The 16,092-nt window shown below is 69.4% G+C and carries 5 protein-coding genes; 3 read left to right on the top strand and 2 right to left on the bottom strand.

The genetic code is table 11. The features are described from left to right. Positions 1-136: 136 nt before the first annotated feature. Positions 137-808 carry a TetR/AcrR family transcriptional regulator gene (locus STRVI_RS19030; RefSeq protein ID WP_043236121.1) on the bottom strand — a complete coding sequence of 224 codons (672 nt, stop codon included), beginning with the start codon at positions 806-808 and terminating at the stop codon, positions 137-139. A gap of 80 nt (positions 809-888) precedes the next feature. Continuing rightward, complete coding sequence (locus STRVI_RS19035; protein WP_014057306.1) at positions 889-2,103, bottom strand: cytochrome P450; 1,215 nt, start codon at positions 2,101-2,103, stop codon at positions 889-891. 472 nt (positions 2,104-2,575) lie between these two features. Between STRVI_RS19035 and STRVI_RS19040 the strand changes: the two genes are divergently transcribed. The 3 genes from STRVI_RS19040 (at position 2,576) to STRVI_RS19050 (ending at position 16,087) form a co-directional block, all read left to right on the top strand. Next, positions 2,576-3,667 carry a cytochrome P450 gene (locus tag STRVI_RS19040; RefSeq protein WP_106685686.1) on the top strand — a complete coding sequence of 364 codons (1,092 nt, stop codon included), beginning with the start codon at positions 2,576-2,578 and terminating at the stop codon, positions 3,665-3,667. 84 nt (positions 3,668-3,751) lie between these two features. Beyond that, positions 3,752-3,958, top strand: coding sequence for a ferredoxin (locus STRVI_RS19045; RefSeq protein WP_014057308.1), 207 nt, complete (start codon positions 3,752-3,754; stop codon positions 3,956-3,958). 261 nt (positions 3,959-4,219) lie between these two features. Further along, positions 4,220-16,087, top strand: a complete 11,868-nt coding sequence (locus tag STRVI_RS19050) for a type I polyketide synthase (protein WP_014057309.1) — start codon at positions 4,220-4,222, stop codon at positions 16,085-16,087. Positions 16,088-16,092: the final 5 nt, after the last annotated feature.

The following is a 16,092-nucleotide window of genomic DNA, read 5'->3' on the forward strand; positions in this document are numbered from 1 at the left end:
CTCCCACGCATGTCGGTGCCGACAGGAACGTGGCGTCCCGCTGACACTCCCGCACGAAGGGTGGCAGCACGGGCGTGACGCGGCCGTCACCCCCGTGTCTTCACGCCGTCTCCATGAGCGTGGGGAAGCCCCGCGGTCACAGGGGTCCGAGCAGGCCGTTGGTGAGTCCGCACAGCGCCTTGATCAGATCCTGGCCGAGCACCCGCCAGGATTCCTCCGCCGTGGCGGGGTCGATGCGGCCGTTCGCCAGGTCGTACTCCAGCTCGGCGAAGGCGTGCACGGAGAGTTGGCGCACCATGGTGCCGTGCCGGGCGCGGAGTTCGGGGCGGATGCCGTCCCGGCGGATGGCACCTATCTCGTCCAGCAGGCGGAGCGACGGCGTGTCCAGATGGTCCTGAAGGACGTAGTCGCGCAGCGCGGGCTCGACGAGGGCCTGCGCGAGGAAGCGGGCACACCAGGTGGGAGTGCCCGCTTCGATGTGGTTCTCGACGTTCGGCAGGATCAGGCAGCCGTAGTGCTCCTCCAGGGACACGGTCTCCCGCTCGCGCAGCGCCTCCACCCTCACGATGCGGTGTTTCTCGACGAGTCGGGTGTGGCTCGACAGGATCGTCTCGATGAGCTTGTCCCGGCTCTCGAAGTGGTACTGCACCGCCGAGTTGTTGCGCTGGCCGGCCGCCTCGCTGATCTGCCTGACCGATACGTTGGCGAACCCGCGCTCGGCGTAGAGCCGTTCGGCGGTGCGCATCAGCTTGTCCCGCGCGAGCGCGGAGCGTGGAGACGGCGGGGCAGCCGGGCCGGGAGGAGTCATTACGTCAGGCTAACGGCACCGGTCAGGCATGCCCCGGCCGTACGCACGGCGCCGCTCGCCCACCGCGCCGCCGCGGACCGTCACCAGGTGACCCACAGGTCCTCGAAGCCGCCCGCCGAGATCCCCTCGCGCATACGGAGGTCTTCCGGGGCGTCCCGCAGCCGCAGTTCGGGCAGGTGCCTGACGAAGGTGGCCAGGCACACCTGGAGTTCCACCCGGGCCAGCGTCTGGCCGACGCAGAAATGCGGTCCGGCGCCGAAGGCGACGTGCTGGGCGCTGTTCTCCCGGCGCGGATCGAACCGGTCGGGGTCGGGGAACTTGCGCTCGTCCCGGTTGGCGGCGTGCAGATTGACGAACAGGGTGCTCCCGGCGCCGACCGGCACCCCGCTGACCTCCGTGTCCTCGGTGATGAACCGGGGGATGCCCACCCCGCCGAGGGGGTCCAGCCGCAGGGCCTCCTCCACCACTCCCGGTACCAGCCCGGGATCGGCGAGCAGGGTTTCGTAGCGCTCCCGTTCCGACAGCAGCATCGCCGTCATCTTGAGGATCATGTTCGAGGTGGTCTCGTGCCCCGCGAGCAGGAGACCGACCACGGTGGCGATGAGTTCGTCGTGGCTGAGCCGGCCGTCCTCGCTGTCGGTGATCTGGGTCAGCTCACTGAGCAGGTCATCCCCCGGCCGCGCCCGCTTGCGCTCGACGAGATCGGATGCGTAGGCACGGAACTCCGCCTGCGCGTCGTCCACTTCGGCCTGGGTGTAACGCGTCAACGTGAGCAGCGTCTCCGACCAGCGGGCGAACGTGTCCTGGTCCTCGCTCGGCGCGCCCAGCAGTGCGCAGATGACCCGCACGGGAAGGGGGAGGGCCACCGCCGCGCGGAGATCGGCGGGGGACCCCTTGGCCACCATGGCGTCCACCAACTCATCCGCCATCTCCTGGATACGCGGGCGCCACGCTTCCATCTTCTTGACCGTGAACGCTCGGCTGAGCAGCCGTCGCCACCTCCGGTGTCCCGGGCCCTCCTTGATGTCCGCGTCGCCCTGGGAGGGCCGGCTGAACGTCCCCCCGTCCTCGGTGGTCGCCATGCGCGCGGCGCCCTTGCGGTCCAGATTGCGGCTGAACCGCGGGTCGGTCAGCAGCCCACGGACCTCCTCGTACCCGGTCAGCAGGCCGACCACGTCCCCACTGGGCATCCGTACGTGCGCGACGGGGCAGGTGGCCCGCGTCTCGGCCCACTCCCGCGGGGGCTCCAGCGCGTTCGGCTGCTCGAAGGGGTAGTCGGGGATGGCTTCCGTCATGGGGGGACTCCTCCGGTGTCGGGGACCTGCGATCACCGTAAAGCGGTCGTCTTATTAAGACAATCGCCTTAGGAGGGATGGCTGACATTCGACCCGGGCCGGTTGTGGTTGGACCGAGCACACCCGGGGAAGAGGGGTGGTGGGCGGTCGGGCCGCACGCTCAGACGTGGCGGCCGGCGCGGTGAGTTCGCCGACCCGGACGGGGTCAACAGCTTCCGCCTTTGTCTAAGGAAATTTGCAGACGTTGTCTGCGGGGGCCTTTCGGTGCGTTGTCGGGTCGACGACGAAGCTAGCATCGACATCGAGCCAGCCGGTGTAGCCGCCGACGACCTCGATACATGGATGTGAAATCGATGGAGGAGTCTTGGTCGACGCCCCGCGCCCACCTGTGTCACTGCCCACCAAGCGGAGCTGCCCCTTCAATCCGCCGGACGGCTACACCCCCCTGCGTGAGCAGGAGAGTATAACGCGCATGAGTTATTCGGGCGGGGTGCCCGGATGGCTGGTCACACGGCATGCCGAGGCCAAGGAACTGCTCACTCACAAGAGCTTCAGCGCCCGCCAGGAAGGGATAATCTCGCCTGTCCCCACGGAGCTGGTGTACACCGGCCCGGCCGACCCCGGCGCCTTCGCGAAGACGGACGACCCGAATCACAGCCACTACCGTAAGCTGATCACCGGCTTTTTCACTGTCCGGCGTACGCGTCAACTCGCCCCCATGATCGAGCGAATTGTACATGAACAACTCGACGATCTGGAAAAGGCCGGACCGGGTGCTGATCTCGTGGAGGTCTTCGCTGAATCCGTTTCCGCCCGGGTGATGTGTGAGATGATCGGCGTCCCCGAATCGGAGCGAAAGATCCTCCAGCGGCATGTGGACGCGCTCGGTCGGCTCACCTGCACCATCCCCGAGGGACTCGCCGCCGCATCCGGGATGGGCGGCTTCCTGTCCCGCTTCGTGCCGACCAGGATGGACGACCCCCGGGACGACCTCCTCGGCGATCTGATCCGTGGCGGGCAGCTCAATGAGCAGGAGCTCATGGGCATGGTCGCCACGCTGATCACCGGGGCCTTCGACACCACGGGCAACATGCTCGCCATGGGCGTCTTCACCCTGCTCGAGCACCCCGATCAACTGGCCAAGCTCCGTGAGGACCCGGAGCTCATGGCGAAGGCCGTCGAGGAGCTTCTCCGCTTCCTCACCATCTCCCATCTCGGGGCCAGCCGGTGGGCACTCGAAGATGTCGAGTTCGCCGGACAGACCATCAAGAAGGGCGAAGTGGTCACCGTCGCGCTCCCCGCGGTCAACCGCGACCCCGAGCGCTACAGCAACCCTGACCAGCTCGACATCGCCCGTACGGATCACGGGCACCTGGCGCTCGGCCACGGTGTTCACCAGTGTCTCGGCCAGCATCTCGCCCGTACGATCCTGCGCGTCGGTTACGAGGCCCTGTTCGACAGGTTTCCCACGCTGCGGCTGGCCGTACCGGCCGACGAGGTCCCGATGCGCGAGGAGTTCGTGCACTACGGCCCCAAGTCGCTTCCCGTCACCTGGGACGACTGAACTAGCCCGGATTCGATTCCTGAGCCGGCCACTCCGCGAGTGGCCGGCTCGACATCCCGAACAACAAGGTAGGACTGAGACCGGATGAGGATCACCGCCGACCGTGAGGTGTGCTGTTCGGCCGGCCAGTGCGCGCTGATCGCGCCTGACCTGTTCGACCAGAGCGACGAGGACGGCTCCGTCGTTCTGCTCGACGCGCAGCCCGACACCGGACGGCTGGACGTTCTGCGCGAGGTTGTATCTCGCTGCCCGACCGGCGCGATCCGCGTCGAAGAAGACCCTGGCGTGTGAAAACAGCGCATGAAATTTCGGGGGCATGAATAGCGCCGGAGAAACGCAGAGTGGCAAGAGTCACACGGCCGGTGAAACGCTGCTGAAACCAAAACCCGGGAACACGCCCCGGGGTGTCGACCACGCCTGAGTGGGTTTCTAGGGTTTCCCTTATGGCAGCGGAGCTAGCGTGGTCGGTGTCTGTCTGGCGAACCGTGTTTTCATTACTTTCAGGGCCGTTGCGCTCTTCCAGCGAACGACGTGTTTAGTGTGGAGTTTTTGATGCCTGCTGCATCCAACCAGAACAAGGCCGTTGAAGCGCTGCGCAAGTCGTTCAAGGAAATCGAGCGGCTCCGGCATCAGAACCGCCAGCTGACCAGTTCGGCCACCGAGCCCATTGCGATCATCGGTATGGCCTGCCGATTTCCGGGTGGAGTGAATTCTCCGGAAGCGCTGTGGCAGCTGGTCGCCGACGGATCGGACGCGATCTCGCCCTTCCCGACAAACCGTGGCTGGGACGTGGAGGGGCTCTACAATCCGGACCCGGAGCATCCGGGTACCAGTTACGTTCGCGAAGGCGGTTTCCTCCACGACGCGGACCAATTCGACTCCGCGTTCTTCGGCATCTCGCCTCGTGAGGCCCTGGCCATGGATCCCCAGCAGCGGCTGCTGCTGGAGACGTCGTGGGAGGTGTTGGAGCGGGCGGGCATCGACCCCGCGTCACTGCGTGGCAGCCAGACAGGCGTCTTCACCGGTGCCATGCACACCACTTACGCATCCGAGGCCGCGCAGATCCCGGACGAGATCGAGCCGTACCTCCACAACAGCGCCACCACCAGCATCGCCTCGGGCCGTGTCTCCTACACCTTCGGCTTCGAAGGCCCCGCGCTGACCGTGGACACCGCGTGCTCATCGGCGCTGGTCGCCCTGCATCTGGCCGCTCAGTCGCTGCGCCAGGGCGAGTGTTCCATGGCGCTGGTCGGCGGTGCGACGGTCATGGTGAGTCCCGAGGGCTTTGTCACCTTCAGCCGGCAGCGCGGACTGGCCACCGACGGCCGGTGCAAGGCGTTCGCCGACGGAGCCGACGGCACCACATGGTCCGAGGGCATCGGTGTGCTGTTGGTGGAGCGGCTGTCCGATGCCCGGCGCAACGGGCACCAGATACTGGCGGTGGTGCGCGGCTCCGCCGTGAACCAGGATGGCGCGAGCAACGGTCTGACGGCTCCCAACGGCCCGTCACAGCGCCGTGTGATCCGGCAGGCCCTCGAAAACTGCGAGCTGACCGCTGGTCAGGTCGACGTGGTCGAGGCGCACGGTACGGGTACCACGCTGGGCGACCCGATCGAGGCGCAGGCGCTGCTGGCGACGTATGGGCAGGACCGGCCGGAGGGGCGGCCGTTGTGGTTGGGCTCGCTGAAGTCGAACCTCGGTCATACGCAGGCCGCTGCCGGTGTGGCCGGCGTCATCAAGATGGTGATGGCGATGCGGCATGGCGTGCTGCCGAAGACGCTGCATGTCGACGCTCCGTCGAGCCACGTGGACTGGTCCGAGGGCCAGATCGAGCTGTTGACCGAGGCGCGGGCGTGGCCGGAGACGGGCGAGCCGCGCAGGGTTGGCGTGTCCTCGTTCGGTGTGAGCGGGACGAACGCGCATGTGATCCTTGAGCAGGCTCCGGAGGTCGAGACCGAGGCCGAGACCGCGGAGGAGCCTGCTGACGGTGGTGTCGCGGGGGTCGCGGGTCCGGTGGCGTGGGCGGTGTCGGGTCAGAGCGATACCGCGTTGCGGGCGCAGGCCGGGCGGCTGCGGGAGTTCGTGGCGGCCCGTCCGGAGCTGGGCGCCGCCGATGTGGCTCTCTCCCTGGTGACGACCAGGTTCGCGTTCGGGCAGCGCGCCGTGGTGACCGGGACCAGCCGTGAGGAACTCCTCGAGCGCCTGGAGGCGGTGGCCGAGGGGGCGAGGCTCCCCGGTGTGGTCTGGGGAAAGGACGCCGAAACACCTGGTCGTTCGGTGTTTGTGTTCCCGGGGCAGGGTGCGCAGTGGGTGGGCATGGCGGTGGAGTTGCTGGAGTCCTCGCCGGTGTTCGCGGAGGCGATCGGTGAGTGTGAGTCGGCTCTGTCGGCTCATGTGGACTGGTCGTTGACGGATGTGCTGCGTGGGATTGAGGGTGCTCCCGGTTTTGACCGGGTGGATGTGGTGCAGCCTGTTCTTTTCGCGGTGATGGTGTCGTTGGCGAAGTTGTGGCGTTCGGTGGGTGTGGAGCCGGATGCGGTGATGGGTCACAGTCAGGGTGAGATCGCCGCGGCCTGCGTCGCGGGTGCGCTCTCGCTGGAGGACGCCGCGAAGGTGGTGGCCTTGCGGTCGCAGGCGATCGCGGTGGGTCTTGCGGGTCGTGGTGGCATGGTGTCGGTCGGGTTGCCGGTCGACCAGGTCAAGGAGCGTATCGCCGCGTGGGATGGTGCGATCTCGGTCGCCGCTGTCAACGGCCCCGGTTCGGTGGTGGTTTCCGGTGATCCGGGTGCGCTGGATGAGATGGTCGCGCAGCTTGAGGGTGAGGAGATCCGCGTCCGCCGGGTTCCGGTGGACTATGCCTCGCACTCGGCGCATGTGGAGGCGATTCGCGAGGAGCTGCTGAAGGTTCTGGCGGACATCGCGCCGCGTTCCTCCGAGGTGCCGTTCTACTCGACGGTCTCCGGCGAACTGGTGGATACGGCTGGTTTGGACGCCGAGTACTGGTACCGGAATCTGCGGCAGACGGTCGAGCTGGAGTCCACGACTCGGACGCTGCTCGATGCGGGTCACACCGTGTTCATCGAGGCGAGCCCGCATCCGGTACTGATGCTGCCGTTGCAGCAGACCGTGGAGGCCGCCGAGGCGCAGGTGGTGGTCGTCGGCACGCTGCGACGGGATGAAGGCGGGCCTGAGCGGTTCCTGACCTCGGCCGCCGAGCTGTATGTCAGCGGGGTCGGCGTTGACTGGCGGAAGGTGTTCGCGGGCCACGGCGCCCGCCACGTTGATTTGCCCACCTACGCCTTCCAGCGGGAGCGCTTCTGGCTTGATGGGCCCGCGGGTGTGGGCGATGTGGGTTCGGTGGGGTTGGGCTCGCTGGGGCATCCGTTGCTGGGTGCGGTGGTGTCGTTGGCCAGTGGTGGCGGAATGCTGCTGAGCGGGCGGCTGTCGCTGGCCACGCATGGGTGGCTGGCGGATCACGCCGTCCACGGGGTGGTGTTGTTGCCCGGGACGGCGTTCGTGGAGCTGGTGGCACGGGCGGGCGACCAGGTCGGCTGTGGCCGGGTCGAGGAACTCATCCTGGAAGCGCCGCTGATCGTGCCTGCGACGGGTGGCGTACAACTTCAGGTTGAGGTGGGGGAGACGGACGCTTCCGGCTACCGCGAGGTGAGTGTGTTCTCGCGGGAGGAAGCGGAGGGCGAAGGTGCCGCGTGGACGCGGCATGCCCATGGTGTGCTGGGTTCGGCCGCGCCCCTCTCCGCGGCGCGGTTCGACTTTGGTGTGTGGCCTCCGGTGGGGGCTGAGTCGGTTGATGTGTCGGGTGAGTATGCGCGCGCGGCGGAGGACGGGCTGGAGTATGGGCCGGTTTTCCAGGGGTTGAAGCGTGCGTGGCGACGTGATGGTGAGGTGTTCGCGGAGGTCGAGCTCCCGGAGGGAGAGCGGGAGCGGGCGGGCCAGTTCGGTCTGCATCCGGCGTTGTTCGACTCGGCGTTGCACGCGATGGGTGTGAGCGAGGGCCTGGCGGGTGGTTCGGGGAGTCTGCTGCCGTTCTCGTGGCGTGGGTTTGCTCTGGAGGCGGTGGGTGCGACATCGCTGCGGGTGCGGCTGGCGTCGGCGGGTGCCGGGTCGGACGCGGTGTCGGTGCTGGTGGGGGATGAGTCGGGGCGTGGGGTGGCGTCGGTCGAGTCGCTGGTGTTGCGTCCGGTTGATGCGGATCAGCTGAACGCTGTGGGTGGGGTGGCGTGGGATGCGCTGTTCCGGGTGGAGTGGGTGGGCGCGCCCGGGGCTGTGGTGGCGGGTGAGGTGGCGCCGCGGACTGAGGTCATGCGGGTCGTCTCCGGTGGTGCGGATGTGGTGGGTGAGGTGTATGGCCGGGTCCTTGAGGTCTTGGAGCGGGTCCAGGCGTGGGTGGCGGACGACGATCTCGCCGGTGAGCGGTTGGTGGTGGTGACCCGGGGCGCTGTCGATACGGGCGATGGCGTAAGGGATTTGGCGGGGGCCGCGGTGTGGGGCCTGGTGCGGTCCGCGCAGTCGGAGAATCCCGGGCGTCTGGTCTTGGTGGACACCGATGACCTGGACGGCCTCGGCGATGTTCTTCCCGGGGCGCTGGCGTTGGGCGAGGAGCAGGTGGTGGTGCGGTCGGGTGCGGTGCGGGTGCCGCGTCTGGGCCGGTCACTGCCTTCGGGTGAAGCTCCGGAGTCGGAGGTGTTCGGTTCCGGCGCGGTGCTCGTGACTGGTGGCACGGGTGTGCTGGGAGGCTTGGTGGCCCGGCGTCTGGTGACCGGGCATGACGTCAAGAAGCTGGTGTTGCTGTCTCGTCGTGGTGCGGAGGCTGAGGGTGCGGCGGAGTTGCGGGCCGGGTTGGAGGCCGTCGGCGCCGAGGTCGTGATCGCGGCGTGTGATGCCGCGGACCGGGAGGCTCTGGCCGGGGTGTTGTCGGGGTTGCCGGAGGGCTTTGGTCTGAGTGGTGTGGTGCATGCGGCGGGTGTGCTCGATGATGGGTTGCTGACGTCGCTGACCCGTGAGCGGGTTGAGTCGGTGTTGCGGGCGAAGGTGGACGCGGCGTGGAATCTGCATGAGCTGACCGCGGGGATGGACCTGTCGGCGTTTGTGTTGTTCTCGTCGGCCACTGGTGTGCTGGGTGGCGCGGGGCAGAGCAACTACGCGGCGGCGAATGTGTTCCTGGACGGCCTGGCGTCCTGGCGCCGGACCCGGGGGTTGCCGGGTGTGTCGATGGCGTGGGGTCTGTGGGCCGAGGCCAGCGGTATGACCGGACACCTCGGCGAGGATGACATCCGGCGGATATCCCGCTCGGGTGTGATGCCGCTGGCCACGGACGAGGGGCTTGAGCTGTTCGACGCCGCTCTGGTCTCGGACGTGGTGGTGCCCGTACTCTTCCGGCTGGATATCCCGGCGCTGCGCGCGCAGGGCGCCGAGCTCCCCGCCCTCTTCCGTAACGTCGTGCCGGGGATGCCCGTCCGGCGTGTCGCGGGCGCCGGAGAGGCGGACGCGGATGAGGTTGCCGCCCGCCTACGGCGGCGACTGGTCAGCATGTCCGAGGCGGATCAGGAACAGTTCCTGCTCGAAGAGCTGATCCGTGTCCACGTGGCCGCCGTCTTGGGACACGCCAAGTCGGACGCTGTGGAGGTGGGACGCCCCTTCAAGGACCTGGGCTTCGACTCGCTCACCGCCGTGGACTTGCGGGCCCGTCTGAGCGCGGAAACGGGTCTGCGCCTCCCGGCGACACTCGTTTTCGACTACCCGAACCCGACGGTACTGGCGGGCCATCTGCGCTCGGAGATCCTCGGCTCCCAGGGCAGCGCCATCGCGGCACCGGCGGGCGGGTCCTACGGGGCCGCGTGGCGCAAGGACGACGAGCCGATCGCGATCGTGGCCATGAGTTGCCGCTTCCCCGGTGCGGTGCGGACGCCCGAGGAGCTGTGGCAGCTGGTGATGGCGGGCACCGATGCCACGTCGTCGCTCCCGTCCAACCGTGGCTGGGACCTCGAGTCCACGTACGACCCGGACCCCTCGCGTGAGGGCACGTACTACGTCCGCAACGGTGGCTTCCTCTACGAGGCGGATGAATTCGACCCGGAGTTCTTCGGGATCTCGCCGCGTGAGGCGCTGTCGATGGATCCGCAGCAGCGGCTGCTGCTGGAGACGTCGTGGGAGGCGTTCGAGCGGGCCGGCATCGCTCCCGAGACGGCGAAGGGAAGCCGGACCGGCGTCTTCGTCGGCGTGATGTACAACGACTACGGCAGCCGTCTGGAAGGGAACGCCCCCGAAGGTTTTGAGGGCTACCTGGGCATGGGCAGCGCGGCCAGCGTCGCCTCGGGCCGGATCTCCTACACTTTCGGCCTTGAGGGGCCTGCTGTGACGGTGGACACCGCGTGCTCGTCGTCGCTGGTCGCCCTGCATCTGGCGGTCCAGGCGCTGCGCCAGGGCGAGTGCGACATGGCGCTGACCGGTGGTGCGACGGTGATGTCCACACCGGTCGCGCTGGTGGATTTCAGCCGTCAGCGCGCGCTGTCCGCGGATGGCAAGTGCAAGGCGTTCAGCAATCGCGCCGACGGTTTCGGATTCGCCGAGGGCGTCGGGCTGCTGCTCGTGGAGCGGCTGTCGGACGCGAGACGCAATGGGCACGAGGTGCTGGCCCTCGTCCGGGGTTCGGCGACCAACCAGGATGGTGCGTCCAACGGCCTGACCGCCCCGAACGGCCCGTCTCAGCAGCGGGTGATCCGCGCGGCGCTGGCGAACGCCGGGCTGTCGGCGGCCGAGGTGGACGCGGTCGAGGCACATGGCACCGGCACCCAGCTGGGCGATCCCATTGAGGCGCAGGCTCTGCTGGCCACCTACGGCCAGGACCGGCCCGCGGACCAGACAGTGTGGCTCGGCTCGGTGAAGTCGAACATCGGCCATGCGCAGGCGGCGGCCGGTGTGGCTGGTGTCATCAAGATGGTGATGGCGATGCGGCATGGCGCGCTGCCGAAGTCGCTGCACATCGATGAGCCGTCGGCGCATGTGGACTGGTCCGCGGGTGGAGTGCGCCTGCTGACGGACGATATGCCCTGGCCGGAGACGGGGCGGCCGCGGCGCGCGGCGGTCTCCTCCTTCGGGATGAGTGGCAGCAATGCCCACGCAGTGCTGGAACAGGCCCCGCTCGACGACGCTCCCAGCCTTGCCGCCGATGACGACGCCCCGGCCGGGGAACTGCCGAAGATCACGCCGTGGGTGATCTCCGGACGGTCGGAGACCGCGGTGGAGGCGCAGGCGGAGCGGCTGCTGGCGCATGTGCGCGAGCACGGCGAGGTTTCGCCCGCCGATGTCGGGCTGTCGTTGGCGACGACGCGCAGTGTGTTCGAACACCGCGCGGTGGTGCTGGCGGGCGACGGGGACGGCCTCCTCAACGGCCTGGGCGCGTTGGCCGAGGGGAATGTGTCGCCTGGTGTGGTACGGGGGATGGCGGCGGCCCGGGACCAGGCAGTGCTTGTCTTCCCTGGTCAGGGGTCGCAGTGGGTGGGGATGGCGGCGGAGTTGCTGGAGTCTTCGCCGGTGTTCGCGGAGCGGATCGGTGAGTGCGCGGCCGCGCTGGCGCCGTTCGTGGACTGGCCGCTCGCGGATGTGCTGCGGGGTGGCGAGGGTGCCGCGGAGGCGTTGGAGCGGGTGGATGTGGTGCAGCCCGTGTTGTGGGCGGTGATGGTGTCGTTGGCTGAGATGTGGCGTTCGTATGGGGTGGAGCCCGCGGCTGTCATTGGTCATTCGCAGGGTGAGATCGCGGCGGCGTGTGTGGCGGGTGCGCTGTCGCTGGAGGACGCCGCGAAGGTGGTGGCGCTGCGGAGCAAGGCGCTGCGGGCGTTGTCGGGGCGTGGCGGGATGGTGTCGGTGTCGTTGCCGCTGGAGGAGGTTCGGGAGCGGCTCGGGGCGTGGGGTGAGCGGCTGTCGGTGGCGGCGGTGAACGGGCCCTCGGCGGTCGTGGTCTCCGGTGACGCCGACGCGTTGGATGAGCTGCTGGCGGTGTGCGAGGGCGAGGGGATCCGGGCGCGGCGTGTGCCGGTGGATTACGCCTCCCACTGCGCTCACGTCGAGGCCATCGAGGACGAGCTTCAGCAGATCCTCGCGGGGATCGCCCCGCGCTCGTCGTCGGTGCCGTTCTATTCGACGGTGACCGGCGGGGTGCTGGATACGGTCGCTCTGGACGCCGCGTACTGGTACCGGAATCTGCGTCAGACGGTCCGTTTTGACGAAACCGTCCGTGTTCTGCTGGCCGACGGTTTCCAGGTGTTCATCGAGGCCAGTGCCCATCCGGTGCTCACCATGGGGGTGGAGCAGACGGCCGAGGACCACGCCACTCACGTCACCGCCGTGGGTTCGCTGCGCCGTGAGGAAGGCGGCCTGGACCGATTTCTGACGTCCGTGGCCCAGGCGTATGTGGGCGGTGTGTCCGTCGACTGGCCGGGGGTGTTCGCCGGGACGGGTGCGAAGCAGGTGGATCTGCCGACGTATGCCTTCCAGCGCACGCGCTTCTGGCTGGAGCCCGACGCCATCGGCGCTGCTGGTGATGTGGCGTCGGTGGGGCTGGACGCGGCGGGGCATCCGTTGCTGGGTGCTGCCGTGCCGCTGCCTGACTCCGATGGGTTCCTGCTGACCGGTCGGCTGTCGCTGCGTACGCATCCCTGGCTTGCCGACCATGCGGTGCTGGGCCGGGTCATCCTGCCCGGTACGGCGTTTGTCGAGTTGGCGTCGCGGGCGGGTGACGCGGTGGGTTGCGATCGGTTGGAGGAGCTGACGCTGCAGGCGCCTTTGGTGCTGCCCGATGAGGGGGCGGTCCAGGCGCAGTTGGTCGTGGGCGGGCCCGGGCAGGATGGGCAGCGGGAGTTGAGCGTGTATTCCCGCCGTGAGGGTGGCCCGGACGCGTCGTGGACGTGCCATGCGAAGGGCGTGCTGGGCGTGGCGTCCGCCGCCGACAGGACGAGGGGCCCGGTGGACCTGGGGACATGGCCGCCGGCGGGGGCGGAGGCGGTCGGGACCGCGGGCTTCTACGAGGATGTGGCGGCCACCGGGCTGGCGTACGGACCGGTGTTCCAAGGGCTGCGGGCCGTGTGGCGCAAGGGCGACGAGGTCTTCGCGGAGGTGGCGCTGCCGGAGGAGTCGCGGGCGGAGGCGGCCCGGTTCGGGCTGCACCCCGCGCTGCTCGATGCGGCGCTGCACGCCTGGCTGGTGTGCGTCGCCGCGGAGAGGGAGGAGGGGGACGGGAGCACGGGCGGGATCCAGCTGCCATTCGTGTGGAGCGGTGTGTCGCTGTATGCCACCGGCGCGACCTCCCTGCGGGTGCGGCTGGCCCGCACGGGCGCCGAAGGGATGTCCGTGCTGGTGGCCGACGCGGCCGGAACGCCGGTGGCCACGGCGGAGGCGCTGGTGACCCGGCCGGTCTCGGAAGCGCAGCTCGCGGCGTCCGCCGACGACGGCGAGTCGCTGTACCGGGTGGAGTGGGTCGTGGCGCCCGCCACCGACCCGACCTCCGCCACCGACCGGTGCGCCGTGGCCGGACCGGACGTCTTCGGCCTGGGCAGGGCGTTGAAGACGGCCGATGGGTCGGTGGAGGAACATGCCGACCTTGCCGTTCTGGCGGCACATGTGGGATCGGGCGCTCCCATGCCGGACCTGGTGTTCGTCACGGTGGCCTCCGAACCTGGCGAGGACGTCGTACCGGCGACCAGGGCCGTGGCCCACCGGGCCCTGGAGATGGTGCGTGCATGGCTGGCGGAGGACCGGTTCGCCGGGGCGCGGCTGGTGCTCGTCACCCGGGGTGCGATGGCGACCGAGGACGGTGCGGACCCGCGTGACCTGGCGGCGGCCCCGGTATGGGGGCTGGTGCGGTCGGCGCAGGCCGAGCATCCGGACCGGTTCGTCCTGCTGGACGTGGACGGCGCCGAGGCATCGCTCGCCGTGGTGCACCAGGCGGTGGCCACCGGGGAACAGCAGCTCGCGGTGCGCGGCGCCGAAGTATTGGTGCCGCGTCTGGCCCCCGGCGCCGCGATGGGCGTGCTGACGCCACCCGATGGCATGGAGGCGTGGCGGATGGAGGGGTCCGGAGCGGGCACGCTGGAGCTGACCCTGGCCACGGCTACGGACACCACCCGGGAGCTCGGCGAACACGAGGTCCGGGTCGCCGTGCGCGCCGCGGGCATGAACTTCCGCGATGTCCTGATCTCCCTCAACATGTATCCGGATCCGGGGGCCATGATGGGGAGCGAGGGGGCCGGTGTGGTCTTGGCCACCGGTCCCGGCGTGACCTCCTTCGCCGTCGGCGACCGGGTCATGGGGCTGTGGAACGGCGGATTCGGGCCGTTGACCGTGGCGGACGGCCGCAGCCTGGTGCGGATCCCGGACGGCTGGTCCTACACCGAGGCCGCGCCCATCCCCGTCGTCTTCGGAACGGCTTTGTACGGACTGCGGGAGTTGGCGGGCCTGCGGCGCGGTGAGTCGCTGCTGGTGCATTCGGCTGCCGGTGGTGTGGGGATGGCTGCGGTGCAGTTGGCGCGGGCCTGGGGCGTGGAGGTGTTCGCGACCGCGAGCGAGGCCAAGTGGGATGTCCTGCGTGGTCTCGGGCTGGATGAGGCGCATATCGCGTCGTCGCGGACGCTGGAGTTCGAGGAGCGGTTCCGGGCTGCCTCGGGCGGTCGTGGTGTGGATGTCGTCCTGGACTCCCTGGCCGGTGAGTTCGTGGACGCGTCGCTGCGGCTGCTGAGTGAGGGCGGGCGTTTCATCGAGATGGGCAAGACGGATGTGCGGTCCGCCGATGAGGTGGCCGCGGCGCATCCGGGCGTGATGTACCGGGCGTTCGACCTGGCCGAGGCGGGCCCCGAGCGCATCGGGGAGATGCTCGCGGAGATCGTGGCGCTCTTCGAACGTGGTGAGCTGGAGCCGCTGCCCGCACGGGTGTGGGATGTGCGCAGGGCTCCCGAGGCGTTCCGGTTCATGAGCCAGGCGCGCCATGTGGGCAAGCTGGTGCTGAGCGTTCCGGCCGCGCTGGACCCGGAGGGGACGGTACTGATCACCGGCGCCGGAGGTGTCCTGGGCGGACTGGTCGCCCGGCATCTGGTGGCGGAGCATGGCATACGCCGGCTGCTGCTGGTCAGCCGTCGTGGCCGCGCCGCCGAGAGCATGACGGGGCTCGAAGCGGAGCTGACGGCCCAAGGGGTCTCGGTCACGGTCGCCGCCTGCGATGTCGCCGACCGCGACGCGCTGGCGGATCTGCTGGCGGGGCTGCCCGATGGACACGGCCTGACCGGTGTGGTGCATGCCGCGGGCCTCTTGGACGACGGCACGGTGACCTCGCTGACACCGGAGCGGCTGGACGCGGTGTTGCGCGCCAAGGTCGATGGGGCGTGGCATCTGCATGAGCTGACGCGTCGTTTCGATGTGGCCATGTTCGCCCTGTTCTCCTCGGCCGCCGGTGTCCTGGGGTCGGCGGGGCAGGCCAACTACGCTGCCGCCAATACGTTCCTGGACGGGTTGGCCCAGCGGCGCCGGGCGATGGGCCTGCCCGGAGTGTCACTCGCTTGGGGCCTGTGGGCCGAGCGCAGCGGGATGACCGGACACCTCGCCGAGACGGACCGCTCGCGAATGACTCGCGGCGGGCTGGTGCCGTTCTCCTCCGAAGAGGGACTGCGGCTGTTCGACATGGCCGGCCGGCTGGCCGAGGGCGTGGTGATGCCCGCACACCTCGACCTCGGCAACCTGGCAGCCACCGCCGACGCCACGCCCGTACCCGGGCTGCTCAGCGGACTCGTACGACGGTCTGTCCCGCACCGGCGCGCCTCGGCCCAGGAAGGCCCCGGTTCGCAGGAGGCGTCGCTGGCGCGGCGGCTGGCCGGGCTCGGTCAGGGGGAGCGGCAGCGGACGCTGCTGCGTCTGGTCCAGGAACACGCTGCCACGGTCCTCGGCCATGGGACGGCGTCGGCGGTGGTCACCGATCGCGGCTTCCTGGAGCTGGGCTTCGACTCGCTTACCGCGGTCGAGTTGCGCAACAGGCTGAACGCGGTCTCCGGGCTGCGGCTGCCCGCGACCCTCATCTTCGACTACCCGACCCCCGCCGCGCTGGCCGGACACCTGTATGAGGAGATCGCCCCCGTGGCGGCGGACGACGCGCCCGATGTGGCCGCCGAACTCGACCGGCTGGAAGCCGCGCTGCTCGGCACGGACACCTCGGCCGACGACGCCACTCGTGCGATGGTGGCCGGTAGGTTGAAGCGCCTTCTGTCCCAGTGGGACGGTGACCGTGACGGCCCGGCCCCGGACGGCCCGGCCGGCGGACCGGCCAACGGTTCCGGCGACGCGGACGGTGTCGCCGAGCACCTGGAGACAGCGGCGGCCGACGAGCTCTTCGCCTTCATCGATGAGGAATTCGGGACGTCGTGATCCGA

It is taken from the genome of Streptomyces violaceusniger Tu 4113 (assembly GCF_000147815.2).
Lineage (GTDB): Bacteria > Actinomycetota > Actinomycetes > Streptomycetales > Streptomycetaceae > Streptomyces > Streptomyces violaceusniger_A.